Here is a 24,283-nt window from a genome sequence, read left to right on the forward strand (position 1 = left end):
GGCAAAGTCGCGATGATAAAGGAATTAGTAGGAATAAGTTCAAAACATGGGAGTTTAGGGTAACCTAGCATCTGTTGTAATTCTTCATTCCCTTGCGTGATTAAATTACAATTACGATACTTTATTGCACTATTATAGGGAAACAAGTTTGTCTGTACCGTATAGACAAGGGCTCCTATAATAAAAGTAGGGGTTGTAAAAGGGTGATAAGAATGTTAACAAATAGGCAGAGAGAGATTGCACTTATCTTGTTAAGTAATGAGCAAAATCTTTTTTATAAAGAAATAGCTGAAAGATTTTCAGTATCATTACGGACTATTAAATCAGACATGCAAGAAGTTAAAAAGTGGTTTTTAAAAAACAAAGTTGATATAAAGTCAAAACCCAATAAAGGTATAGTTATAAGTAAACTAGATGAAAAAAAGAAAATAGAAATTTACCACACCCTTTTATCGTTATCGGTAGATGAAGAAATATGGAGTATCGAAGCTCGAATTCGTCGAATTATATTAATGTTGATTTTACATTCATCTAAGTATATGACGGCAGAATTTTTAGCTAACCAGTTATTAGTAAGTGAGCAAACTATTTATAAAGATATGAAAAAAGTGAAAGAATACTTAAAAAATAATAATATAATATTTCTTTCGTTACCAAGAAAAGGTTATACGATTTCTGGCGATGAAGTTAATATACGCCAGTATGCGGAATATTTATTAACCAATAAGAAAATAATGGAAGATAGTTATAAAGTAGACGTTTACTTAAAATATAAAGAAGAATTGAGTTCGTTATCTTTAGATATAGAAAAAACAGTTCAACTAGTACATCAAAAGCTTCAAAAAACAATTAGTCAATCATTAATTAATTATAAACCAACTTCTGTTGAATTGTTCACATTATTTATCCGATTAGTCATCTCTATCTGTCGTGTATTAAAAGGTAAGATTATACAATTAGAAAGTTATAGCAATGAGTTTGATGCTTCACTTACCAATTTTGCCACATTTACTTACTTTGTGGCGGATAGAACTTTTGAACAATCCGATTTACAAATAACTAAGGACGAATTTATTTATATTTATCGAAATGCATTGTTAAACAATCAACAAGAAAATTTATTAGAAATCACTAATAACATTATACATTATATAAGTGAGAAGCTTTCTGTACCGTTTTACAATGATTCTACTTTAAAAACTAATTTGTATTCCCATTTTCTAGATAAGTTCGCTGAAGAAAATGCCATATTATTAGAGAACAATCCTTTTATGGAAGATATAAAATCACAATATAATTATCTTTATTACCCGGTTAAAGAAGCTTGTCAAAAATATATACAATTCCCTAATTTATCAGTAAAAATGATTAGTTCATTTGTTACCTTGCATTTTCTTGTATCTTTGGAAACGACTTTTTCCAGTAATAAATTTTTAAAGGCATTATATGTTTGTGCAAGTGGTAAAGGTGTTGCAAGAGTAATAAAAAATCGTGTTGAAAAAGAAGTTCCACAGATTAGAATTATTCAATTTTGTGGATTGGATGATTTTGAAAAAGTTATAAAAAAGCGCACATTCGACTTAATTATTAGTGTATTTCCACTTGAAATAAAGATACCTACTGTATGGGTTGACCCAGTACCAAGTGCTGAAAATATAAAAGAATTAAAGAATATAGTAAGTAATTTAATAGGAAATGAACATTGTATACCATCCCCTGATATGTATACAAATATAAGAAGTAACGACCCGGAAGAACTTTCTCGGGAGATTATTTTAGAAGCGATGGAATTATATTTAGCTCTTAAGCAGACGTTTAAAGGAAGAATTAGGCAAAATATGGAAGAAACTTTTCTGATGCATATTTTTTTAATGGTTCACCGTATTAAATTTAGTATGGATTATGATTATCTAATTAATACATTTTTTATAAAGACAGATGATTATCAAAAAGTAGATGCGATTTTTAAAAAGCAAGGCATTAAAGCGAGCTCAGATGAGAAGAAAGCAATCCTATTCTATATTGAAAAGGAGGAGGAGAAATGACAGAGATTACGGTTATTCATAATGGAATTGTATTTTGCCCAGAAAAGAAAACGTTTACTAAAAAGGATTTATACATTGGGAATGGCTATATTATGGATAGCAAAGATATTAAAAGTTCCGATCATTTTAAAAAATGGGATGCTGAGGGCAACTATGTATCACCAGGCTTTATTGATATGCATGTTCATGTTTTTGAAAATCATGCCAAAATAGGTATTCATGCTGATAAAGTTGGAATAAATCAAGGTGTTACAACCCTTGTTGATGCAGGGAGCACCGGGTATAACAACTTCGAACAATTTAAGAAAGAAATTATCGATAAAAATGTTACCGAAGTACTGTCATTATTAAATATTTCCAGTACCGGGCTTATAGAGGGTTTAAGTGAATTATCAGATTCAAAAAATCTAATGAGCGAAACTATGTGGAAAGAGATAAAGAATGCTGAACCATCAATTGTAGGTTTAAAAGCCAGAATGAGTCAATCCGTAGTTGGTAATCAGGGGATTCGTCCATTAAAATATGCTATTAAACTAGCAAATCAAGCCAATGTACCCATCATGGCACATATTGGCTCCCCACCACCGCCTTTAGAAGATATATTGTCATTATTAAGAGAAGGAGATATTGTCACACATGCTTTTCATGGCAAGAAAGGTGGAATTATTGATGATAACGGTAACTTAATACCCGCTGCACAAAAAGCACTTGAAAGAGGAGTTAAATTTGATGTTGGACATGGGACATCTAGCTTCTCCTATAACACAATTAAACGATTTAAGTCTAAATATAGCTATCCTTTTTCCGTTAGTACCGACATTTATGAGAGAAATTTTGAACAACCAGTTGGTAGTTTAATGGATACCATCTCTAAGCTATTAGCAATAGGATATACTCTAGAAGAATTATTACAATCAGTTACAATAATCCCTGCTCAAATTTTATCCTTATCCAATTATGGGTCATTAAAGCCTGGGAGTAAAGCAGATATCACAGTGTTTAATATTGTTGAAAATGAATGTATCTTATTTGATTCAAGTGGTGAGAAGATGATGGTAAATCAGCGCTTAATCCCACAAGCAACATGGAAAAACGGTAATCTTGTATATCAAAGGGGTTAATATTATGAAGGAAACAAATCTACATCAGTATTTTAGACAAAGTAAAGATCCGAAATTATGTGAAGTACTTTACAAATGTGCTATGAATTACATAAATAGCAATGGTTATCAAATAAAGGAACATCAAAAAAAAGCTTTATTAAACCATATTACTGGAATGGTAAAACGAAATATAGATGCAGAACAGATAAACATTCAAGATAAAACGATATTTAATGAAGTGTCTCAAGATTCCATAGAGATCTCTAATAAATTGATGGAAAAGTTGGAATATATAGCAAATGACGAAATTTATCTATTATCCATTCATTTTGAAACAATTAGAAATAATAAATAAGGAGATGACTTTAATGGTAAAGGTAGTAATAGCAGATCGGTTAGGGAAAGGTCAAAATGTGGCGCGTGGAGTAGATCTTGCTGGAGGTGAAGCTATTGTTGTACCTGGAATAGGTGCCGATATGAAGCTTGGTGATGAGATGAATAAAATAAATGCTGATTTGGGAATTTCTTTTTGCGGAAGTGGTGGAGCAGGTGCAATTACAGCACAAACAAAATATGGATATAAAGCAAAGTATGGAATGCGGTCAATTGATGAAGGGGTAACAGCAATTCGTGAGGGATATAAAGTATTGGGGTTTGGGTTTATGGATGTAGAAGAGCTGGGAAAACGACTTGTTCAGGAGTATAAGAAAAGAGAGGAGAGTAAATCGATATGATAGAAAGTCGTTGTGTAACAGTAATGATTAATGGCAAGGGGAAAACAAAAGATGAAGCAGTGAGTAGGGCTTTAAGTAAAATACAGAAACAAATTTTTGATAAATTGGACCAACTTATAATTCGAGCAGAGCCAAAAAGCATGGAAGAAGTTGAGGCAACAATAGAAGAATATACAGAACGATTTCTCTTCTTTTTTCTACCTCGCAGGAGAATGAAATGTAGTGTTACGTTGAAGGTAGAAGTTAATTTAAAAACGATGAATGCTGAGAATTTGAATTGGCAGACAAAAACTAACTGTTACCATGTATTAAGGAGGGAAACACATGGGTGAAATGGTTGTTATTCTATTTAAATCTTTAATCATAGGAACAATTATAGGATTTCCATTAGGTGCTGGGGCAGCAAGAATGTTTCATGCACCGAAGTCTCAATCAATGGGAGCGTTTCGAACCATTGGTGAAATGAATGCTTGTCAAGGAGATAGAGCTTCACACTTTTCATTTGGATTTGGCTTTTTCTTTAATGCATGGGCTTCCACTGTTGGAGCCGGCGCTTTCACCCAAGATGTTGCGCATAGAATTATTCCAAATTGGTCAGCTGCTTCCGTATTAAGAAAAGGAAAGACGTTAGAAGAAACGATGCATAATCCAGTCAAAATGAGTATTGCCGGGGCAATCATAGGAGCAATTGTAATTGGTTTTCTAAGTATTACTACTGCATCAATACCGGCTGGCTTAAGAGACGTAGCACTTGAAGTGTTAGCTCCTGCAGCTGATTGGTTAATTAATTTAGCAATGCCGGTTATTTTTTGGTTAGCAGCACTAGATGCCGGTAAACGTTCAGGTTTTTGGGGAACTATTTTTGGAGGACTTGCACATATCATCATGGGTAATGCTGTTCCTGGTGTTGTTTTAGGTATTTTAATTGGTAAAGGTGTGGATGACAGCGGGTGGAATAGAGTAACAAAGACCTTAATGACTGCTATTATAATTCTTTTTACACTCAGCGCATTCTTTAGGGAAATAGACATTCAATTGATTAAAAGTCTAAATCTATCTGTTCCTCATTGGCTAGATTCACTTCATGACTTAATTAATCCAAAATAAGGGGGGAAATATTACGATGAACCAAAAACACGATCAAATTTATAAAAGGAATTTTTGGTATGCAGATTGGTCATTTCCGATTTTTGTAGCCCTTTTTTCTGCGGGTGTTTTTGCTGGAACCCACATGTATTATATTTACAAAGTTGGTGCTTTTAATGAAGTTGCCATCGTAGCCTTACTTGAAGCAGGAATTCAAGGTTCTGGATATGGTGCGGCTGCAGCTTTTGGAGCTAGCTTTCTATTTGCAAGGGTTCTTGAAGGTGGCTTAGTTGGAGTTCTTGACATTGGAGGGTCTATTCTAACAGGGGTTGGAATTGGTATTCCTGCATTGTTACTTGGTGCTGGAATAACATTACCAATTGAAAACTTTTTTGTATCCTTATTGGTAGGATTAATAATTGGAGCAATAATCGGTGTAATTGTTATTAGTATTAGAAAATTTACGGTTGGACAAGCAAATTCAACATTTGGTAGTGATGTAATGATGGGAGCAGGTAATTCATCAGGAAGGTTTTTAGGACCTTTAATAATTATTTCTGCAGCAACTGCATCGATTCCTGTTGGCATTGGATCTACAATAGGTGGCGCTATCTTCTACCTTTGGAATAAACCGGTAGCAGGAGGAGCAATCTTAGGTGCGATGGCTCTAGGTGTATTTTTTCCAATATAAATTAAGTCTGCTATGAATACTTTACCAAATAAACAAGCACCTAGTTAAAATTTAAAATAATAATTAAAGGATGGACGAATGATGAATTATTCTTTGCTTGATAAATATGGATTGCGACGCGTAATTAATGCCAGTGGCAGAATGAGTATACTTGCTGTCTCTGCCCCATCCGATAAAGTTATGAAGGCGATGAAGATAGGCGGACAAAACTATGTCGAGATTCCTGAATTAATGAATAAATCTGGAAATTATATCGCAAATATCTTAAATTGTGAATCTGCAATGTTGTAAATTCGGCTTCGAGTGGAATTGTTTTATCCATAGCTGCATTGGTACTAGAGGAGACAGGAGATTAAGTGAGAAATTACATCAGAAATCGATTATTAAAAATGAAATCATTATGTTAAAGGGGCAAAATGTACAATATGGCGCACCAATGGAGACAATGATTGCTCTTGGCGGAGGGCAATTAGTGGAAGCAGGCTATGCAAATGAGGGAAAAAGAGAACATATATCTGATGCGATAAATGAAAATACTGCTGCTATTTTTTTTGTTAAGTCCCATCATGCAGTACAAAAAAATATGCTTTCTTTAGAGGAAGCATGGGAAGTAGCAAAAGAAAATAATGTTCCTTTTCTTGTAGATACAGCTGCAGAGAAGGATTTAAAGAAATACCCACAAATTTCAGACTTAGTTGTTTACAGTGGTTCGAAAGCAATTGAGGGACCAACTTCAGGAATTGTTGCTGGCAAATCAGCATATATTGACTGGGTTAAAAATCAGCTACATATTATTGGTCGCAGTATGAAGGTGGGGAAGGAAGCTATATTTGGATTACTACAGGCAATGGATGATTATTATATAAAAGCTGATACAAGGGAACAGGATAAACAACAATTAGCAGTACTTAAGCAACTAGAAGCATTGGAAGGTGTTCGTGTTTGGATTATTCAAGATGAGGCAGGACGTCCTATTTCCAGAGCACGTATTTTTATTGATAAAGCAGTAACTTGTAAATCAGCAGAAGAAATTACGGATCAATTAAAAAAAAGGTGAAGTTGCTATATATACACGCGATTATGGTGTTAAGCAAGGATTTTTTGATATCGATCCACGTCCGTTAAAAAAGGGGGATATTCAGATTATAATTAATCAGTTAAGGGATATTTTAGGTGGTATATGAATGACAAATATAGATAAATATTTTTATAGAGACAGAGTGAGTCTAAACGTCTTAGCAAATAGTATAGAAAACGCAAAGGAAGTCTATGAAGCGGCAGAAGGAAATGTGTTAATCGGTTTATTATCGAAAAACTATGATACGCTTGATGAAGCAGTATCTTCCATGAAAAAATATGATGCAGCTATAGATGGAGCAGTGTCCATTGGATTGGGGGGCGGTGATAGTAAACAAGCTGTTATGGTTGCTAATATCGTCAAGTTTTATGAAGGAAGTCATATAAACCAAGTATTTCCATTGGTTGGTACAACTCGTGCTAACCTAGGTAATCGAGACAGTTGGATTAATGCTTTAGTTTCTCCATCTGGAAAAGCTGGTTATGTCACTATTTCTACGGGTACAATAAGTTCAAACATGAAAGAACAAGCTGTTGTTCCAATACAATCCGCAATTGCATTAGTTAAAGATATGGGTGGAAATGCCCTTAAGTTTTATCCAATGGACGGTCTTGCATGCAAAGAAGAGCTTCATGCTGTTACAAAAGCGTGTGCCAAAGCTAATTTTGCACTAGAACCTACCGGCGGGATTAATTTAAATAACTTTGAGATAATCTTAGATATGGCATTAGAAGTAGGGGTTCCTAGGATTATTCCGCATGTTTATTCATCTATTGTAAATAAAGAAACTGGTAAAACAAATGTTGAAGACGTAAAAACATTGGTAACAACCATGAAACGTTTAGTCGATAAACATGCTTAGAGTCAACTTCACTTGTAAAAGAAGAGTTTGTCAATTAAAAAACAAGACCCTTTTTAAGCTTTATTCGCCAATCCAATTAGTTAAGGGGAGAATTATAAATATTCAAGATTGCTAATGTTTATTTCTCCCTTCTAATTTCGATTTTTCGTATATAGTTAGTAATTCTCATAGTGACTATCAATTCCAGATCATTTCAGTAACCAATAAAATTAAATAATTCTTAGCTGAGTTGAGAGGTCCCACCATACCAGCTTTTAAACCATTAATTAGATCATCATCAATTGGAGCGCTTTTTTCTTCTGTTCTTCCTTGCTGCTGTAACTCCAATAATTGGTGCGGCCATAAAAGGATGGGTATTAAAGAGTTCCCATTGGCGTTTCATCGCTTGCTTTTTCTTTTATTATTGTTTTCCGTATATAGTTTTTTAGGAAGGAATCATGGTAAAAAGAAAACCTCGTGCATACATTCTTTCAAAGTTCCATGAACCTTGCCATAAATTTTAACCTGGAAAAAACCGGTTCATCCATATAGCAAACATAGATGTTAATAGAATGGAGCCTCTGTTGTTTAACGATAAGAATGTCTGAGAAAATCTTGTTCTTTAGGCAAAGTAGGACAAACGTTGAGGGGCAAGACTCTATGGATTCTTGAAGAAGAAATCTAAAGATAGATAGGAGTGATGGTGAGGGGAAGATGATGATCTATAAATGAATCACTTTTTCAAAGAGGGAGACGGTTCTTTTTTAAGCTATAAAATGCGAAAAAAATGTCCGGATAAATGAGGATAATTTAAATCTTTGATTCAAATCTAAATAAGAAAAACACTAACTAAATTAAAGAATGGTTGATCAGAGATAGTTTTCTATATTTATTACTGAGGTTACATGATGAAAATAGAGTATAGAAATGGGCGTATGGCAGGGCACTATAAAATGATGAAGATATAGGATGAATGTTTTTTGGATCGTATATAATATATTGCTTAATGGTGAAGGGGAATTTTCTATTTTTAAGCATAGGATTGCCTCTAAGCTAATCTTTACTTTTGTGTTTCCTTGTTCATAAACTGCCAAAACCTTACTAACTTATCTACGTTTTCAATTGGATTCTTGCTCAATTCACTTAAAAGTTGTTTTGCTTTCAATTGCTTTACAGTTAATAATTCGGTATCCGTTAAAATAAAGCCGTCAGTGATTTCATACTTAACAGGATGCTTTGGCTCGTCAATAATACCTAATAAATAATCTGTTGAAACATTCAGTTTTCTGGCTAGTAATCTAACTGTCTCCAGAGACGGCTCATTTCTCCCTTGTTCATAATAACCATACGCGCTAGTAGTAATATTTAGCTCCTTGGCAAGATCCTTTTGACTATAGCCAGCTTCAACTCGCACATCAGTTAATCGCTCACTAAATCTGTACATTTAATTTTCCTCCTTTCTATTATTCTTAGCAAAATTATACAATTAGAAATTGTAAAAGAGAGATAAAACAACGAAATTTTGTTTAGTAGTTTCCTAACAACAAAAGATTGTGTGTAATGAGAAAAAATTAATAAACAGCAGTGGATTTTTTTGCTATCAATATCCGTTCTACATGGTGGATATTGTTTTTGAAAGCCTTTGTCTAGCTTATGCGGTCGTGCTGCTAGCACTTCGAACCCTTTCTAGGATAAGTGATAAGTTAACATCGGCTCGAATCTAAAGGAAGGCCGACTAAAAGCGTGCTTACCGCTCAGGCGTCGGCATAACCCTGTTGCAGGGGCATGTTTCCTTTATCCGGATGTAAGATGCCATATTTTTCTCATTTTAAAATTCTCCTTCTTATTTTGCAACTTTATGAGAAAAAAAGGGCTCCTAAATTCCCGATTCATTTGGATCGACAGGACTAGAGATACTGCTTGAATAGGCATCACACGCAGAAAAGTGTTTTTCTTTTCAATGACAAGGAAAGCTACAGCAGCGACACATCGCGATTTTTCAAGGATGTTGCGAACTTAGCCTTTGATCTATTGTTTCAATTTATCCATTGAATCTATGACTCATTACGGGATAAAAATAATTTAAATTTTTTATTTTTTGTTTAGCTAAGGATTTGCTTAGTGATTTTTGTACGATATGAATAATGCGATGATTCCGAAAAGCTATTCGCTTTTCACAACGAGCAGTGTTATATTTTTGCAAACCTAATCCTCTATCATCACTCAAAATTGAAGAGCTGTGGGAAGAAAAAGCGTCTCTTTCTCGTTATTTATCCATAATAAGACACGCATTTTGAATAAAATTGTCAAAATACGTGTCTCAAAAGCAATCCAAATATTATTTAACGTTGAAACCGGTCCGGTCAATAATCGAATTTCGTTTATTCCAAGACTACCTTTTCATTATGACCACTCTGATCGATCCGATATTTTTTTTGCTGATTATCTTCATAAAAGATATATTGCTTGTTAAATGTAAAATAAACTGCCGGTCGATCTGTTATTTTTCTGGTAGTTGCATTTTGTAAATTGAAAGAGTAGATTTTTTGTTGGTCTTTACGATTAATAAACAGGAGCTCCGTATCGGTTAGAATAAAATGTCCTGATATTAGGCCATGAAAATTAGTTTCCGATTCGTTCTTCGTATCGTACCGGACAATCTCGGATTTCTCATTGTCATAATAAATATAACGGCCATCAAAAGCTACACTTCTTATCCCTGGAGTTTGAATGATTGTCTTTGATTTTCCAGATCTTTTATCGACTTTCCTGATTTCGTCTTCCGCGATAAAGTATATATTGTGATCATCTAAAAAGAAATGACTGACCGTTTTTAAAAATTCCGCATCTGGATTAAAAATTTTATTCAGATCTAAAAAGCTGTCTTTTTCCGTGTCCAAATTCTTTTCGAAAATAATTTTCTCATGAAAGGTTTCTGTATTTACTTCGATAATGGAAACTCGAACAAGGGTTTCCTGAAACTTTGACTTGTCATGATCATATTTAATGTAATAAACAAATGGGCCGTTTCCATAAATTGCATCCCCAACTGTCGTCAATGATGACATTGGATTTCGGACTAAATCTTTGATCTCTCCAGTTTTTTTATCCTCAAATACAAACGTGTCATCATAAAAAAATCGATAGCGCTCATTCTCAAAAGTCTGTCTCATATCATAGTTATAAACATCATATCCTGTATTTTTATAAGACACACACCCGGCAAGGCCAGATGCGATAATACAAAGGATTAGCGCAAGACTGGTCGGCTTTAGCCAAAGGTTTCTTTTCCCGGTGCTCCAACTATTCGTATGACGGATCATGATGACAAAAAACATCCCGATGCCAATGCATAACGTAATCGCAGACAAGATCATCCATGCCGGATTTGAAATCTCCTGGAATAAGATATCCTTTTGCTCTGTAAAAATGTTATACTCATGTTCATTTCCTCGAAAGAAACCGGTGGCAATCATAAACCCGAGCGGCCCTGGCAAAAAATATTTCGAGGATTCCAGACTGAATCCAAAATAAGGCACGAGGATTAATGCTGTACTCGTGAATAAGGTAAGGGCATATTTCTTTATGCATACTCCAACAAACATAATCAGCATCGCAAAACTTAAATTGCCAAACAGTTTACATGCTGTCATCCATAAAAATGTTTCAAACAGTGAGAGATCTTTGGTGGATGTCCCAAAATAAGCCAAGCTTTGAAGTGGATAATTTCCATTTTCCAATCCATATTTGAAGTAAAAAAATCCGTATTTTAAGGCTGCGCTCAATAGACAAATGATCGTCACTGTGACGAGGACAAGTATCATCTTCGTAGCAGCTTGAACCTTGATACCTTTTTTGACAGTAAGGATAAGAGCTTCCATTCTGCTTTCATATTCATAGCAAAACACCGGAGTTACAAGTACCAGCAACAACAAAAGAAAAAGGAAATCGAGACTGTCATGGGATAGGAGCCCATCCCAACCATTTGTATACAGAAAGTACCGGTTGTCCGGTTGCTCACGGACATAGGAATATTGGTCAAAAAGAAGGTTAAAGCCTTTTTCATTTTGAACGATTTCCTCCAACGGACGTGACACAGCAAGGAATTCTTTCTTGCTTATCTTGCCATCATAATAATCGTCATATGCCTTTCGCAAAGCGACATTTGCATTCGAAATTTTTTTTGCTTCTTCAGTAAAAAATGTCTCGGTTTTCTCCAAAACAGGTCCCTTCACTTGATCTAAGTAGAAGGAATACGGTTTAGAATTCAACTCTACATCCGGGTTGGCAGACGTGTCAAATACAATCAAAGTTACCAAGCTGAAGATGAAATAACAACCGATAAATAGCAAGCCCTTTTGGTACAAAAAGAGCTTTTTCATCTCATATCTCCATAATGACACGCTTCTTTCCTCCTTTTTTCACTAGAGCGTTTTTCTTGAGGACCAATGTAATCCCTATACAGCAGCCAATTCCCCATACAGCTGAAAACAATAGGGCCGGAATATAGGCAAGCACTGGAAAGCCAAATAGATTTATAAACTCTGTCGTCCGAAATAATTCTCGATTAACAACCAGGATAAACGGATTGATGCTTTTTAACAGCACCTTTCCGGATCCCATGTACGCTTCCCCAAAATAGATCAACCCGAAAGCTACGAACAGACTCATAATAAAAGGTAACAGAGCGTTTTTAAACAAGGAAGAAATCAGTAAAAATGCCAAACCAAGTACAACTATCCCCACAGTTTTTAGCATGCTCGATATCAACGCATACTGAGCCAAACTCACATGAATCGATGAATTTACGAAATTTTCAAGGACGAATAAAGGTACAGAAGCTCCTTCCATTGATCCAAAAATAATAGAAAAAGAGGCAAAATCGAGCAGCCAAAACCACGTGCAGATAAAGCCAATAAAAATAACAGAAGCCACCAGTTTCGCACTGACTGTTTGTTGTCCCCCGAATCTCGTGGTCAACAAGAGGGTGTCCATCTCCGTTTCTTTCTCTGATACAAATACACTCATTAAGGCATATAGACAGATCAACAACACCAGAAAAGCGGAAAAATCGTAGTGCACATAATATTGGTACATTTCTGTATAGGAAAAATCGGATATTGCTCGTCCTTTAAACATGTTGGCAATAGCTGCATTTTTCGACATTTCGTACTGATTTCCGACTGATTCGTAAAACTTTATATTTTCTTTGGCGTTCGTTACGATTTTTTGAGCATAATTGCCATACATATAAGCATGTTCCATTGGTTGCACAAGACACCACTTGAAGAAAAGAAAATCATTGTATATATTTCCGGTATACGTATTGGGATTGTCAGTCCTGGTACTTGCTGTCTGATCAGCTGTTTGTTTCTCAAGCGGTTCATAAATAGACATGAGTTTCTGGACTTTTTCTTCTGACATTTCCCCTCTAAAATCCTCGTACATCTCCCAATATAATTTTTTCCACTTTGGATCCGAAAAGTTCGGGGACAGTAGCGAGTTTTGATGATAAACAGTATAAATTTTGGCAACGTTCAGTATGGAAAAGAGAAGTATAGCCACGAGAATAGACGTTTTCAGGAAATGCTTGCGGCATTCAAAAATAATTAAATCTACCATGCTTTTCCAGCTCCAGAATAGTACAAGAAAACATCTTCCAAATTCGCTTTTACAATCAATGCTTCGGCATCAGGCTTTTCATCTGCAATGACTCTTAAATAAATTTTGTCCCGATCCCGCATCATATTGCTAATATTAAGACGTTCCAGCTTTTCATCGACCGTTTCATCTGTGGCTGTTACATCCCAAACTTTTCCCGCCATCCCCCTTATGAGTTTCTGTGGTGTATCCTGCTTGACAAGTTGGCCACCTTTGAGCAAAATAACTTGGTTAGCGATAAATTCAACATCTGAAACGATATGTGTTGCCAGTAAAACGATTCTGTTTTCCGAAAATTTCGCAATTAAATTCCGGAATCGTATTCTTTCTTGTGGATCAAGTCCTGCCGTTGGTTCGTCCAGAATCAAGATGCCCGGATCACCCAACATCGCTTGTACAATCCCGATACGTTGCCGCATCCCCCCGGATAATTCACCAATCTTTTTGTTATGGGCCTCGCTTAAATTGACGATATCCAATAATTCCTTTGCCCTTTTCTCCCCTTTTTCTTTGGGAATATCTTTGAGAACACACATATATCGCAAAAAATCCATCACTTCAAAATTTTTGTAAAACTGCGGGTATTGGGGCAAATAGCCGATCTGAGATAAAAAATCTGTCCCTAGGATTCGCACATCCATTTCATTGATCAGAACTTGCCCTTGGTCACTCTTTAAAATGCCGACAAAAATATTAATCAGGGTTGTTTTTCCCGCGCCATTCTCCCCTAAAAGTCCATAAATTCCATTTTCCAATTCTGCAGAAAAATTTTTCAATGCATATTTGCCTCTGTATTGTTTTGAAATATCCTTGAAGGTTACTTTCACAAATAGCCCCTCCCATGAAATAAAGTGAAATTGAGTAGGAGGGGGTGATTATCCCTCTACCTCTCATACCACCGTACGTACGGTTCCGTATCTGTTCAATCTTTTGAGTATAGTAACTCATAAAGATGGGAAATGTCTTTTAGTCCCGTCTTTTCCGACTGGTCCATTTTCTCAATGTTTTGCCGACTTTCCCATGAGATTTTTGTATATTGAATCCAAGGAATGTGGCGGAGATTGCGCCACAGACTTTACTTTTCTTTTGGTTTATAATGAGCCCAAGGTCTTTTTCTATGAAATTTGTTATGCTTTGCATAACGCTTTCACCGGCTTGCTCTTAACATTGATGACAAAGTCATCGGCGTATCTAATGAAATGATGCCCTCGCTTTTCCAGCTCTCTGCGCAACTTGTGCAGAGAGAAATTTGCTAAAATAGGTGATAGTGATCCACCTTGTCTAGGACGTTCCTGCCTGTATGAAAATCAAAGCTCTTTTGAGAGAAGTGCGGGTCTTCATTGGAAGGTCGGCTTGTTGTACCACTTTGACGTTTCAGAGTCCATGCCGGGCGTATACTAACAATAGCGGTTTTTCCATTCCCCGCTGATTGTTAGTACAATTCTCGTTCTACTTGAATTCTTGAAGTGGGGAGTCTTCCTGTCAGAAAAAGCGGGAAAAAAGCAGCATTCTTTTTTCAAGAGCTTAAATCTTTAAGATGGACGCACACGTTTTATCATTTAAAACTTACTAACTACTAATTTCGTTTCTATATCATTAATCTTTGACCCTAATAACACAATACATGTCCTTGTCTCATCAATCACCTTGATAATTGGATCATGCGCCATGTAAAGCTCCTTTCCATCAGCTGAGACAAATTGCTTTGCTTCCAGATTTCCTGTTTCCGTATTGTAAATACGAACTTCCCATCCGGTATCATTCTTATTTGAAACCGAAGTTGCAAAATAACGCCCAGAGTCTGAACCCGATATATGCCCGCTTTCATCTTTATTCGTTACCTTATGAATTGCTTCTTTTCCACTTGGTGACTCCATCACTAACATATTTCCGGTGGTCTTTGTGAAATCTTCAGCAAATAGCAGGGATTTATTGTAAGCCGTCAACTCCTTGCATGTGTAGTTGTTGAATGTCCGATTCGATAATCCGGAACCATCTGTATGAACGATTCCGCATGTATCAAAAGAAGGCTTGTCCGGGATAGCCGGGACATCAGCGCTTTGCGCTTTAAAAGCAATCGTTTTGTCATTATTCGTGAAACCAATTTGTTCAAAAGCCACAATACCGGCACGGTCTTTTCCATCTTCCGTTTCCAAATCCACAATCTTTGTCGTGCTCCCCTTTTTAAAATCAAATACATATAGACCAGCTAATGTAGCATAGGCTGTCAACTTTCCATCGGCAGAAAAAGAAATGGCATCAAGAAGAAAGAGTGTATCGTCATCAAACAATGAATTCAAATTATATTGGTTTTTTTTATTTAGCTCCTTGTCGTAAAAAACAGCACTAAAAACTTTCTCACCGTTTATCATTAACGAATCGTCGCCATTATTATCATGATTGTTTTTTTCTCCTACCGCTACATACCCATTTTTAATGACCCAATAATTTTCCTGTTCAAAAAGTTCTCGCGGGGTTTCTGCCAAAATATTGTCTGTACGTAAGTCATATAAATACAGTTTGTCAGCTGATATAAAAATTTTACTATCTTCAGCGTAATAAATGTTTCGGATATCACCTTGTATTTTTTCTATTTTCAAATTGGAAACAGCAGTAGAATCTGCTTCTGTTTTATTTTTAGCCGTTTCTTCCGTTTTGCCATTTTTATTGTTATAATGTTTGGAATTTTTGTTATTTTCAGTACAAGATGATGCTAGTAGTGCCGCTATAACGAATAAAACGTTAATCAGTTTCTTATTCACATTTTTTCTCCTATCATTTATATAATAATTTGGACATTGTCTTTTCCGAGACTACCACATCATCAGGAAAATCAGCCGCATTAACTGGAACCGACACAACATAAAATGTATTGAAATCTTCCGATTTTTCCAAATCTATGTCTAGATCAATCACAGCCGCTTCTCCCTTAGCCAACACTGTTTCAAAAGAGTTGCCGTCCTTGCTTGTGATCGCTTTATGATTAAGATAGAACGTATTTCGATACTTTACTCCAGGATGGCCAAATAATTTAAAGGTTACATGAATCGTTCCACTGTCTTTTACCTGGAAGTTGTCTCGTTTGGCCATATTCACATCGTCAATATACAAATCGCTGAACACTCTTTCTTCCAATGCTTCGGAATCTATGGTTGAAAAGCCTTCTTGCGTTTTCATCAGTTCCTTTGTTATCGGCTCAGCCGACTGGCGAACATTGCTTATATACTCATATTGTGGAATGGAAGAAGCATCAAGAGTATCCGCATCTTTGTTAAAATCAAGCGAAAAAACCGATTCCAACGTCGAATGATAATTTCCGTAAGAACTTGATTCTTTCATATCCGGAATAAAGGCCGGGTTGTATACACTAGTAATACTGACTGTCAAGGTATCCCCCCGCTTGCCTGTGACAGGCGTAAATATAAAACTAAACGTTTTGTTTACGTTATCCTCTTTTAAATCAAAGTTATGCATATATTCATAAGGGGCCTCACTTGAATTAAATTTATAAGGCTGCGGTATTCCGTCTACAAAAATGAGAAAACCGACATTTTTTGCTTTTCCAGCCGCTTCTACGTTATAATCAATTTTTAACTCGCCTCCATCATAGCTCAAGGGCAGAATCTTTCCATTTTCATCCAATTTTGGATTAACCAACCCATGACCGATGTTGCCTAAATCGACGGAATCCTTTTCATCCAGTTCAAATGGATTTTGATTTTGATGGACAATATCCTTTGACTCAGCATTATCCATATCTTTACTTGAACAGCCTCCTGAAAACAAAACAACTACTATTAGAAATGAGGTAAAACGAAATACCCTTGACTTTTGCATAATATCACCCTTTCATAATGCCTTCCTCAAAATCCATACTTGGACTTCTCTAAAATAATGCAGTCCCAGCGGAGTGCCCAACGTCTAGGAAGATCAGTTGCAGACGAAGCAACAGGATGCTCAATTCCCATTTTCAAGCACAATGACATCCCTATTAACAACTACGGCATCCCGCGGGAGACCTGCCAACACGATGTTCGCCACTTAAAACAAGCGTTTTTATGCTTATGTTTAATTTATCATGCTCCCTTTTTAAAGGAGACCTCTCCTGAATGAAGTTAAAATATGAAATAAAGTTCTTGTTTAATCCATATCTGCTTCTGAGTCATTCTTAAATAAAAACGGCGTTGTATCGTTGGTGGAAGTATCAGGCTCGCTATCATCCTTATCCTCCAATAAAAGTGGCATGGTACTATTCATAGGTACATTAAGCTCAGAATGGTTTCCATCCTTATCACTTTCCAAGTTGTTCGCTGAAGAAATAGGGTCTGTAAGCAGATTTTGCAGGTTATCCTCTTTCAGCCGCTCTTCGACCTGAGATGCTGAGGTGGAGGAGATGGATTCAGAATTTGCCGAACTTAGCTTTAGTACGGTTCCCGTACTTAAAGTGGCCATAGCAGCGATTATCAAAATAGAAATGCCCCATTTTTTTCTTTTGGCATCCATAATGGAATACACCCTGTTTTGGATACCCTGCTTACTTCCAAAAAAATGTGTGGAGAATAGTGTTTGTTCCTTGGTCTGTTTTTTCATCATTCCTATAATGGCGGCAACATAATTTTGCCGGGAAGGGCTATCTGCATCTTTCACTACTTGTTCATCACAAGAAAGTTCACATTGAATGGAAATTTCTCTTGCCACTATGTAGACAAACGGATTAAACCAATGTAGGGCGGCAGCTATAAACACAAGCGTTTTATACCACAAATCTTTTCGTTTTAAATGGATAAGTTCATGCTTTAAAATGAGTTCAAGCTTATCTTTTGGAATACTGTACGCCGGAAGTAAAATCGTTGGACGAAAAAAGCCGAGAAGCATGGGACTGGAAATGCCTGGACAAACTTTCAATGTTGCTTTCTGGGCTACTCCGAACTCCGATTTTAAATCCTGAAAAATTTTGAACACTTCCTGATCAGTCATCTCCACACTCCAGCGTTTCACCATCTTCTGAAAACGCCTATTCCGAATAACATGATAGACCAAAAAAACAACCACGCCAGCAGCCCACAGGCCGCTTACCGGTACATACCACGGGATGGCAGCAAAAGTTTTCGGTGCAGAAGAAACCGTTTCTAACAAGGAATAATTGGCTGTCTCCTTTAAAGTTGGTATTATCGCATCAACATAAATAGCTGATACTTTCGGATGAAATCGAAATGGAATAATCAAGCCGACAATAATGACCAGCCACGCATAGTAGCGGCCCGTTGCAGAAAATTTCTTAGCAAGCAAAGGTGTAATCGCAATATATATAAGAGCAATTACCGACATAGAAAGTGATGATTCAAATAATGCAATCATAAACTTCTGCAACCATTACTCCCTCCGTTCTTTTGCCCATTTCAACAAGTCATCCAACTCTTTATCAGAAAGCTGTTTCTCATCATATAATGTATTTACAAAGCTTAAAAATGAGTTTTCATGATATTGCTTCATAAAATTTTTCGTTTCTAAAGCAAGGTAATCCTCTTTTTCAATCAACGGATAGTAGGTACGCTCTTTCCCTTCCTTTTCAGTTCGTAAAAATCCTCGTTCTACTAAACGGTGCATAAGAGAAATGACAGTAGGAGCTTTCCATTTTCGCTTATTTCCAAGCTGCTCCATAATAATGGCGGTAGTGATAGGTGGCTCGTTTGCCCATACTACTCTCATAACTTCAAACTCAGCATCAGGTAGTTTTTTCATATTTTTCATTAACTCAACTCCTTTTAGACCCTTCTTTTTATATTTTACGTTTGTCTAAAATTAATGTCAACATGTTTTTTACAACTGCCTAATATAAAATTAGAGAGAAATAATTAAAATGGCTATTTCCTTATTAATGTCCCGTTTTTTGTTACGAGTAAATAATATGAAAAATTTCTTTATAAAAAAATGAACTGAACCCGTATTGGGTCCAGCTCAAATAATAGTGATTTTCAGATAGAAGAAAATGAATCGTAAAAAACAAAAAACTTCTGAAGAGTTGGTACAACGAGCTTTCCTTAGATACACTTTTTTTCTCCGCATAAAATAATTTTTCGATAGTTGATTTTCTGATTTTTAAATTGTGTCCTTTCATATAATTGACGTAAACCAGACTATCCTAGCTCGAGAATTTCTCACTTTGACTGATAAATTATCAGATATACAAGAAATATTTAATGAATATTAATTCTCGTTAATATAATGTAAATGTCTGATAACGCCCGATGCAAAGAGGATATCAGACATTTTTAGTTAGGATTAAGTTAGGCTAATCAATTGTAACTTGGCATATTTACACGTACCCATGTAGGATATGACTGCTGGCTACATGTTTGCAAACGGATATATGTACGAGTTTCAATCCAAGCACGCATATAAGATGCAACATCAGCGTCTACAAACGGCTTATCTGCATAACGATTTTTAATCCATTCACCCATATAGGATGCGACACTAGCAGCAGCTAAACCAGAATATAAGTTATCGATTTCAACCCACGCACCCTATACAGGATGCGACAGCGAATAACACCTAGAAAATATCAAAAAGCTAGTTTTTAGCCCTTTTTTATAGCAAGAAATCGGAATTTTATTACCCTTATATTTTATTTTCGGGTGAAACACAAACAAATTTTTGGTGCGAGCCCCCCTAGGGGTTTTTATCCCGCATGTAACTTGCAGTAAGACCACCACTTCAATGCCACGAGGTGAAACCTAGGAGGATAGGTGGAGGATCAAACTGCAAGTAAATGCCCGATTCTGTTCATTCTAACAATTAGTGAGAGAAAAGAAAACCCCCACTAATTGAAGATTTACTTTATGTGTACTTGAGGTTCGTACTAAATAAGAGTCTAACATCTACTTGTTTTAGTAATCTAATTGGGAATTTAAACTAATTCTAAAGATTAAACGATAGAAAATGTTTTGGTGTGCATGACAGTTATATAAGTGAACTTTTGGATAATAAGATTCAAAATTTAATTGAATTTACCCTGAGAATAACAGGGATATTTAAGTACAACTTTTTTTACAAGAGAATTTAGATAGAAACAATAAAACCACTTATAGAATAAAGATCGTATTTATCCCGCATGTAAGGTGCCGTAATACTCCCACTTTAAGAGCCTTAGTTGGTCCAAAAGTGTCAAAGTGTTAGAAAACGGCACCTAAATGCCCGATTGGTTCAACTAAACATTCCGTATTCCACGGAATGAAGTTTCACTATATCCCGCATGTAAGGTGCCGTAATACTCCCACTTTAAGAGCCTTAGTTGGTCCAAAAGTGTCAAAGTGTTAGAAAACGGCACCTAAATGCCCGATTGGTTCAACTAAACATTCCGTATTCCACGGAATGAAGTTTCACTATATCCCGCATGTAAGGTGCCGTAAGCCTCCCACTTTAAGAGCCTTAGTTGGTCCAAAAGTGTCAAAGTGTTAGAAAACGGCACCTAAATGCCCGGTTCTTTCAAGGTCCTTTAGGTCATACCCTTGTGGTACTAACATTCAGTATGGAGATGGAAGAAAACTTCTACTGAATGAAGTTTCACTTTATTTTTACACAATTTTTAATTGTTTGTATTGATAAAAACAATTAAATGTTGTATAATCTATTCAAAATAACAAATGATTATCTGTCACAAAGTGTAAAGGAGGAGTTCAACTTATATGTTCAAATAATTCCTAATAATTTAAATATAGAACAAATGATAACTAATATATTTTCATTATATTAGCAATATTTTCCGTGTTATCAATGCAAGATTAAGAACAAGTTGGCAAAGTTTTTTATTAATATCAAGCAAGTATGATGGAGAAAAATTTTTTATAACCAAACAAACTATGTAATCGTTAACATTAAGTGAAATGAAAGGATAGATAATATGATAAAAAAAATATTATTCCTGTTCAGTATCTCTATTTTCTGTATATTAGTAGCATGTTCGACTAGCAAATCAAGTTCTGATGAAAACTGGATACCGGAAAAACCAATTGAAATTGTTGCACCTTCAGGAGCAGGTGGTGGATGGGATACAACAGCCAGGATGGCAGCAAAAGTTTTTAAAGAGGAAGGCATAATAAAAAAAGATATTGGCGTTATTAACAAAAGCGGTGGCGGAGGAGCTGTAGGGTGGGCATATATTGCTCAAAAAGGTGGGAATCCACACCACTTATTTATAGCATCTCCTCCATTAATCGACGTGCCTTTAAATGGACAATCCCAATATGACCATACTGATTTTACTCCTATAGCAAACGTAATTGCTGATTATGGAGCATTTGTTGTTAGGTCAGATGCCAAATGGGAAAATTTAAATGATCTATTTGCAGATATGAAAAAGGACCCTGCAAACATTACGGTTATTGGATCATCTTCACCAGGAAGTATGGATCATATTCAATTTGTAAAAATAGCAAAAGAGGCAGGTGTCGATATTACGAAGATTAAATATATTTCTGAACAGGATGGTGGAGAACTTACATCTTTATTAAATGGCAGCGCTGATGTCTTTTCTACAGGGGTTGCAGAAACGATCGAACAGGTCAAAGCAGGAAAAATTAAAGTTCTGGCAGTAACGTCTGAAGAAAGACTTAAAGGAGATGTTATTTCTGAATATCCTACGGTAAAAGAACAGGGGATTGATTCCAGTTTTGTTAATTGGAGAGGTTTCTTTGGACCGTCTAACATGGATGAAAGTGCTGTTGAGTATTATGTCTCCAAGTTTAAAGAATTAAATCAATCTGAGGCATGGAAAGAAATACGTAATAAATATGGCTGGGATGAATTATTTATGTCTGGAGAGGAATACAAAGCATTTTTAGATGAACAAAGAGAAGAAACAAAAGAGTTATTGGACGAACTAGGGTTGACGAAAAAATAAAAATGATCAAACCCTCCATGTTCATATAGTTCTGCAAATTCTTGCGGCTAAGTTTACGTAACAAAAGGAGCGTTTACTTAAGCTGCGAAAAGTAGCTCAACATCAACATTTACGATGCTATTTTAACAGCTTTTTAAAGCAGAAATGGATTTTTCCTATTTAATAAGAAAAAGGTGGTTCTTTCTATGTTAAAGTCATTGAATAGAAAAATAGCCATATTATTATGGATTATTGCTTTAGCTTATCTTTTCTTCTCTTTCAACTTACCTGCTTATCCTTATGTACCAGTAGATTCTGATGTTTTACCAATTATTTTAGGAATACTACTTTTTTTACTAGCTGCAATCCTCTTTTTTATGAAGGATGAAGTTGTGGATAAGAAAAAAGTCAACATTACTCAAAGTGATCTATTTAGACTATTGAGTGTACTTTTTTTAATTGTTATCTACGTAATCCTTTTAGAAATAGTAGGTTTTCTTATTATTACTATTTTGTTTATCTTTTTTTGCTCGTATGTATTAGGTTATCAAAAACATATCGTTAATTTATTAACCTCTGTTTTGGTGCCATTAACATTTTATCTATTGTTTACAAAATTATTACAAATAAAATTACCGCAGGGAGTCTTGTCTTTTTTTTAGGAGGGGTTTAGTTGGGAGGTTTTGAAGGGATATTATCTGGATTCCAAGTTGCATTTAGCTGGGAAGGAATTGTGTTTGTTTTTATTGGTGTTTTAGCAGGAACTTTTATTGGCATGCTACCCGGACTAGGGCCTATTTCTGCTATTGCTGTTATGATTCCAATTTCTTACGGGTTTGACCCTACCATTGCACTGGTTATGATGGCAGGAGTTTACTATGGAGCTGTGTTTGGAGGCTCGACTTCATCAATTTTATTAAATGCTCCAGGTATTTCTGGTACGGTAGCAACTGCTTTTGACGGTCACCCAATGGCAATACAGGGGAAAGCTGGAAAAGCTCTTGCAATTGCAGCCATTTCTTCATTTATAGGAGGAACGTTTGGGGTTATTTTATTAATGCTGTTTGCTCCTATGCTTGCTTCTGTAGCAATTGCATTTGGGCCACCGGAATACTTTGCTTTAATGTTTTTAGCGTTAACTGCTATCGCAAGTTTATCAGAAGGCTCACTTGTGAAAGCACTTATTTCAGGTGTTCTTGGATTTATGTTTGCTACAGTAGGAATTGATTCACAAACTGGAACTCCTCGTTTTACATTTGGAAATGCGAATTTACTAAGTGGTATTGAATTTCTAGTGATTGCATTAGGATTATTTGCTTTAGCAGAAGTTTGTTTTCTAATTATTAATTCAAAAAAAGAAAATAAAGAAATACAGCAAAATATAGGAAGTCTAAAACTATCAAGATCGGATTTTAAAGAGATGAAAGGACCTGCTACAAGACAGTCATTACTAGGTTTTATTATAGGTGTCTTACCTGGGGCCGGTGCCACCATTGCTTCTTTTATCGGGTACATATTTGAAAAAAAGCTATCCAAGAACCCTGAGAGCTTTGGTAAAGGCTCTATAAAAGGTTTGACAGCTCCCGAAACGGCTAATAATGCAGCTACTAGTGGTGCTTTTGTTCCATTATTAAGTCTCGGTATTCCTGGTTCAGGTACAACTGCTGTTTTATTAGGTGCTCTCCTTGTGCTTGGTGTGCAGCCCGGGCCTCTTTTATTTGAGGAGCATCCTACATTGTTTTGGGGTGTCATTGCAAGTATGTATATTGGCAATGTATTTTTATTAATTCTAAACTTGCCACTTATTCCATACATTGCAAAGATATTACTAATTCCTCGACCATTACTTATATCATTAGTTATTACATTTTGTATGATAGGTGTTTATGCAATTAGTTTTAACACATTTGACTTGTATTTATTATTATTGTTTGGTGTAATCGGCTTCTTTATGCGATTGGTTCATTTTCCAGCGCCTCCTTTTATATTAAGTTTTATTTTAGGAGGTATGATTGAACAATCTTTGAGACAAACGTTAACGATTTCAAATGGTAGTTTAGGTATATTCTTAGAAAGACCAATAGCAATAATATTCCTGATCTTAGCTATTTTAACGATTGTTATTCCTTTTTTCAGAAAAAAACCAATAGAACCGTGAAGGTG

At 35.7% G+C, this 24,283-nt stretch carries 23 protein-coding genes and 1 pseudogene; 12 read left to right on the plus strand and 12 right to left on the minus strand.

Annotated features, from left to right (window positions below; genetic code table 11):
* The first annotated feature begins 212 nt into the window (after positions 1-212).
* The 9 genes and pseudogenes from KQI21_RS07615 to dagF all read left to right on the plus strand — a co-directional run bounded on the left by KQI21_RS07615 (position 213) and on the right by dagF (position 7,599).
* On the plus strand, positions 213-2,045 hold the full coding sequence (locus KQI21_RS07615; protein WP_253291408.1) for a BglG family transcription antiterminator: 1,833 nt from the start codon (positions 213-215) through the stop codon (positions 2,043-2,045).
* Complete coding sequence (locus tag KQI21_RS07620) at positions 2,042-3,166, plus strand: amidohydrolase/deacetylase family metallohydrolase (protein WP_216483625.1); 1,125 nt, start codon at positions 2,042-2,044, stop codon at positions 3,164-3,166. The genes KQI21_RS07615 and KQI21_RS07620 overlap by 4 nt, the downstream gene beginning before the upstream one ends.
* A gap of 4 nt (positions 3,167-3,170) precedes the next feature.
* Positions 3,171-3,503, plus strand: a complete 333-nt coding sequence (locus tag KQI21_RS07625; protein WP_216483626.1) for a PRD domain-containing protein — start codon at positions 3,171-3,173, stop codon at positions 3,501-3,503.
* 13 nt (positions 3,504-3,516) lie between these two features.
* Positions 3,517-3,882, plus strand: a complete 366-nt coding sequence (locus KQI21_RS07630) for an SFCGS family glycine-rich protein (protein WP_216483627.1) — start codon at positions 3,517-3,519, stop codon at positions 3,880-3,882.
* Positions 3,879-4,214 carry a DUF4312 family protein gene (locus KQI21_RS07635; protein ID WP_216483628.1) on the plus strand — a complete coding sequence of 112 codons (336 nt, stop codon included), beginning with the start codon at positions 3,879-3,881 and terminating at the stop codon, positions 4,212-4,214. The genes KQI21_RS07630 and KQI21_RS07635 overlap by 4 nt, the downstream gene beginning before the upstream one ends.
* Positions 4,207-4,989, plus strand: a complete 783-nt coding sequence (locus tag KQI21_RS07640; RefSeq protein ID WP_253291359.1) for a DUF4311 domain-containing protein — start codon at positions 4,207-4,209, stop codon at positions 4,987-4,989. The genes KQI21_RS07635 and KQI21_RS07640 overlap by 8 nt, the downstream gene beginning before the upstream one ends.
* Before the next feature lie 16 nt (positions 4,990-5,005).
* Positions 5,006-5,659 (plus strand): DUF4310 family protein, encoded by a 654-nt coding sequence (locus tag KQI21_RS07645; protein WP_216483629.1) that lies wholly within the window; start codon positions 5,006-5,008, stop codon positions 5,657-5,659.
* A gap of 81 nt (positions 5,660-5,740) precedes the next feature.
* Positions 5,741-6,843: pseudogene (locus tag KQI21_RS07650) on the plus strand (DgaE family pyridoxal phosphate-dependent ammonia lyase).
* Positions 6,844-7,599 (plus strand): 2-dehydro-3-deoxy-phosphogluconate aldolase, encoded by a 756-nt coding sequence (gene dagF / locus KQI21_RS07655; protein ID WP_216483630.1) that lies wholly within the window; start codon positions 6,844-6,846, stop codon positions 7,597-7,599. It abuts the pseudogene before it with no gap.
* Positions 7,600-7,776: 177 nt separating this feature from the next.
* Here the strand turns inward: dagF and KQI21_RS07660 are convergent, their stop codons facing one another.
* The 12 genes from KQI21_RS07660 to KQI21_RS07715 form a co-directional block, all read right to left on the minus strand.
* Positions 7,777-7,926: a hypothetical protein gene (locus tag KQI21_RS07660; RefSeq protein WP_216484327.1), complete on the minus strand. Its 150-nt coding sequence runs from the start codon at positions 7,924-7,926 to the stop codon at positions 7,777-7,779.
* Positions 7,877-7,981 (minus strand): PTS system mannose/fructose/sorbose family transporter subunit IID, encoded by a 105-nt coding sequence (locus KQI21_RS16725; RefSeq protein WP_216483631.1) that lies wholly within the window; start codon positions 7,979-7,981, stop codon positions 7,877-7,879. The genes KQI21_RS07660 and KQI21_RS16725 overlap by 50 nt, the downstream gene beginning before the upstream one ends.
* Positions 7,982-8,638: 657 nt before the next feature.
* On the minus strand, positions 8,639-9,022 hold the full coding sequence (locus KQI21_RS07670) for a helix-turn-helix domain-containing protein (protein ID WP_216483632.1): 384 nt from the start codon (positions 9,020-9,022) through the stop codon (positions 8,639-8,641).
* Positions 9,023-9,959: 937 nt separating this feature from the next.
* Positions 9,960-11,981 carry a DUF5050 domain-containing protein gene (locus tag KQI21_RS07675; protein WP_309245523.1) on the minus strand — a complete coding sequence of 674 codons (2,022 nt, stop codon included), beginning with the start codon at positions 11,979-11,981 and terminating at the stop codon, positions 9,960-9,962.
* Positions 11,962-13,002, minus strand: coding sequence for an ABC transporter permease (locus KQI21_RS07680; protein ID WP_253291360.1), 1,041 nt, complete (start codon positions 13,000-13,002; stop codon positions 11,962-11,964). Before KQI21_RS07680 ends, KQI21_RS07675 begins: the two co-directional genes overlap by 20 nt.
* Before the next feature lie 191 nt (positions 13,003-13,193).
* On the minus strand, positions 13,194-14,066 hold the full coding sequence (locus KQI21_RS07685; RefSeq protein ID WP_216483634.1) for an ABC transporter ATP-binding protein: 873 nt from the start codon (positions 14,064-14,066) through the stop codon (positions 13,194-13,196).
* Between the two features lie 300 nt (positions 14,067-14,366).
* A complete protein-coding gene (locus KQI21_RS16730; RefSeq protein WP_373687649.1) occupies positions 14,367-14,498 on the minus strand; it encodes a hypothetical protein in 132 nt (43 codons plus the stop codon).
* A 300-nt stretch (positions 14,499-14,798) separates the two neighbouring features.
* Positions 14,799-16,001 (minus strand): transcriptional regulator, encoded by a 1,203-nt coding sequence (locus KQI21_RS07695; protein WP_216483635.1) that lies wholly within the window; start codon positions 15,999-16,001, stop codon positions 14,799-14,801.
* Positions 16,002-16,014: 13 nt separating this feature from the next.
* Positions 16,015-17,076, minus strand: a complete 1,062-nt coding sequence (locus KQI21_RS07700) for a beta-glucanase/beta-glucan synthetase (RefSeq protein ID WP_216483636.1) — start codon at positions 17,074-17,076, stop codon at positions 16,015-16,017.
* 303 nt (positions 17,077-17,379) lie between these two features.
* Positions 17,380-18,609, minus strand: a complete 1,230-nt coding sequence (locus KQI21_RS07705; protein ID WP_216483637.1) for a M56 family metallopeptidase — start codon at positions 18,607-18,609, stop codon at positions 17,380-17,382.
* A 3-nt stretch (positions 18,610-18,612) separates the two neighbouring features.
* Positions 18,613-18,990 carry a BlaI/MecI/CopY family transcriptional regulator gene (locus KQI21_RS07710; RefSeq protein ID WP_216483638.1) on the minus strand — a complete coding sequence of 126 codons (378 nt, stop codon included), beginning with the start codon at positions 18,988-18,990 and terminating at the stop codon, positions 18,613-18,615.
* 545 nt (positions 18,991-19,535) lie between these two features.
* A complete protein-coding gene (locus tag KQI21_RS07715) occupies positions 19,536-19,703 on the minus strand; it encodes a hypothetical protein (RefSeq protein WP_216483639.1) in 168 nt (55 codons plus the stop codon).
* Positions 19,704-21,145: 1,442 nt separating this feature from the next.
* Between KQI21_RS07715 and KQI21_RS07720 the strand changes: the two genes are divergently transcribed.
* The 3 genes from KQI21_RS07720 to KQI21_RS07730 all read left to right on the plus strand — a co-directional run bounded on the left by KQI21_RS07720 (position 21,146) and on the right by KQI21_RS07730 (position 24,278).
* Positions 21,146-22,141 carry a tripartite tricarboxylate transporter substrate binding protein gene (locus KQI21_RS07720; RefSeq protein ID WP_373687650.1) on the plus strand — a complete coding sequence of 332 codons (996 nt, stop codon included), beginning with the start codon at positions 21,146-21,148 and terminating at the stop codon, positions 22,139-22,141.
* 185 nt (positions 22,142-22,326) lie between these two features.
* Positions 22,327-22,782, plus strand: a complete 456-nt coding sequence (locus KQI21_RS07725) for a tripartite tricarboxylate transporter TctB family protein (RefSeq protein WP_216483641.1) — start codon at positions 22,327-22,329, stop codon at positions 22,780-22,782.
* Between the two features lie 11 nt (positions 22,783-22,793).
* Positions 22,794-24,278 carry a tripartite tricarboxylate transporter permease gene (locus KQI21_RS07730; RefSeq protein ID WP_216483642.1) on the plus strand — a complete coding sequence of 495 codons (1,485 nt, stop codon included), beginning with the start codon at positions 22,794-22,796 and terminating at the stop codon, positions 24,276-24,278.
* The last annotated feature ends 5 nt before the right edge of the window (positions 24,279-24,283 follow it).

Origin of the sequence: Virgibacillus proomii (assembly GCF_018916875.1) — a bacterium.
GTDB lineage: Bacteria > Bacillota > Bacilli > Bacillales > Amphibacillaceae > Virgibacillus > Virgibacillus proomii_B.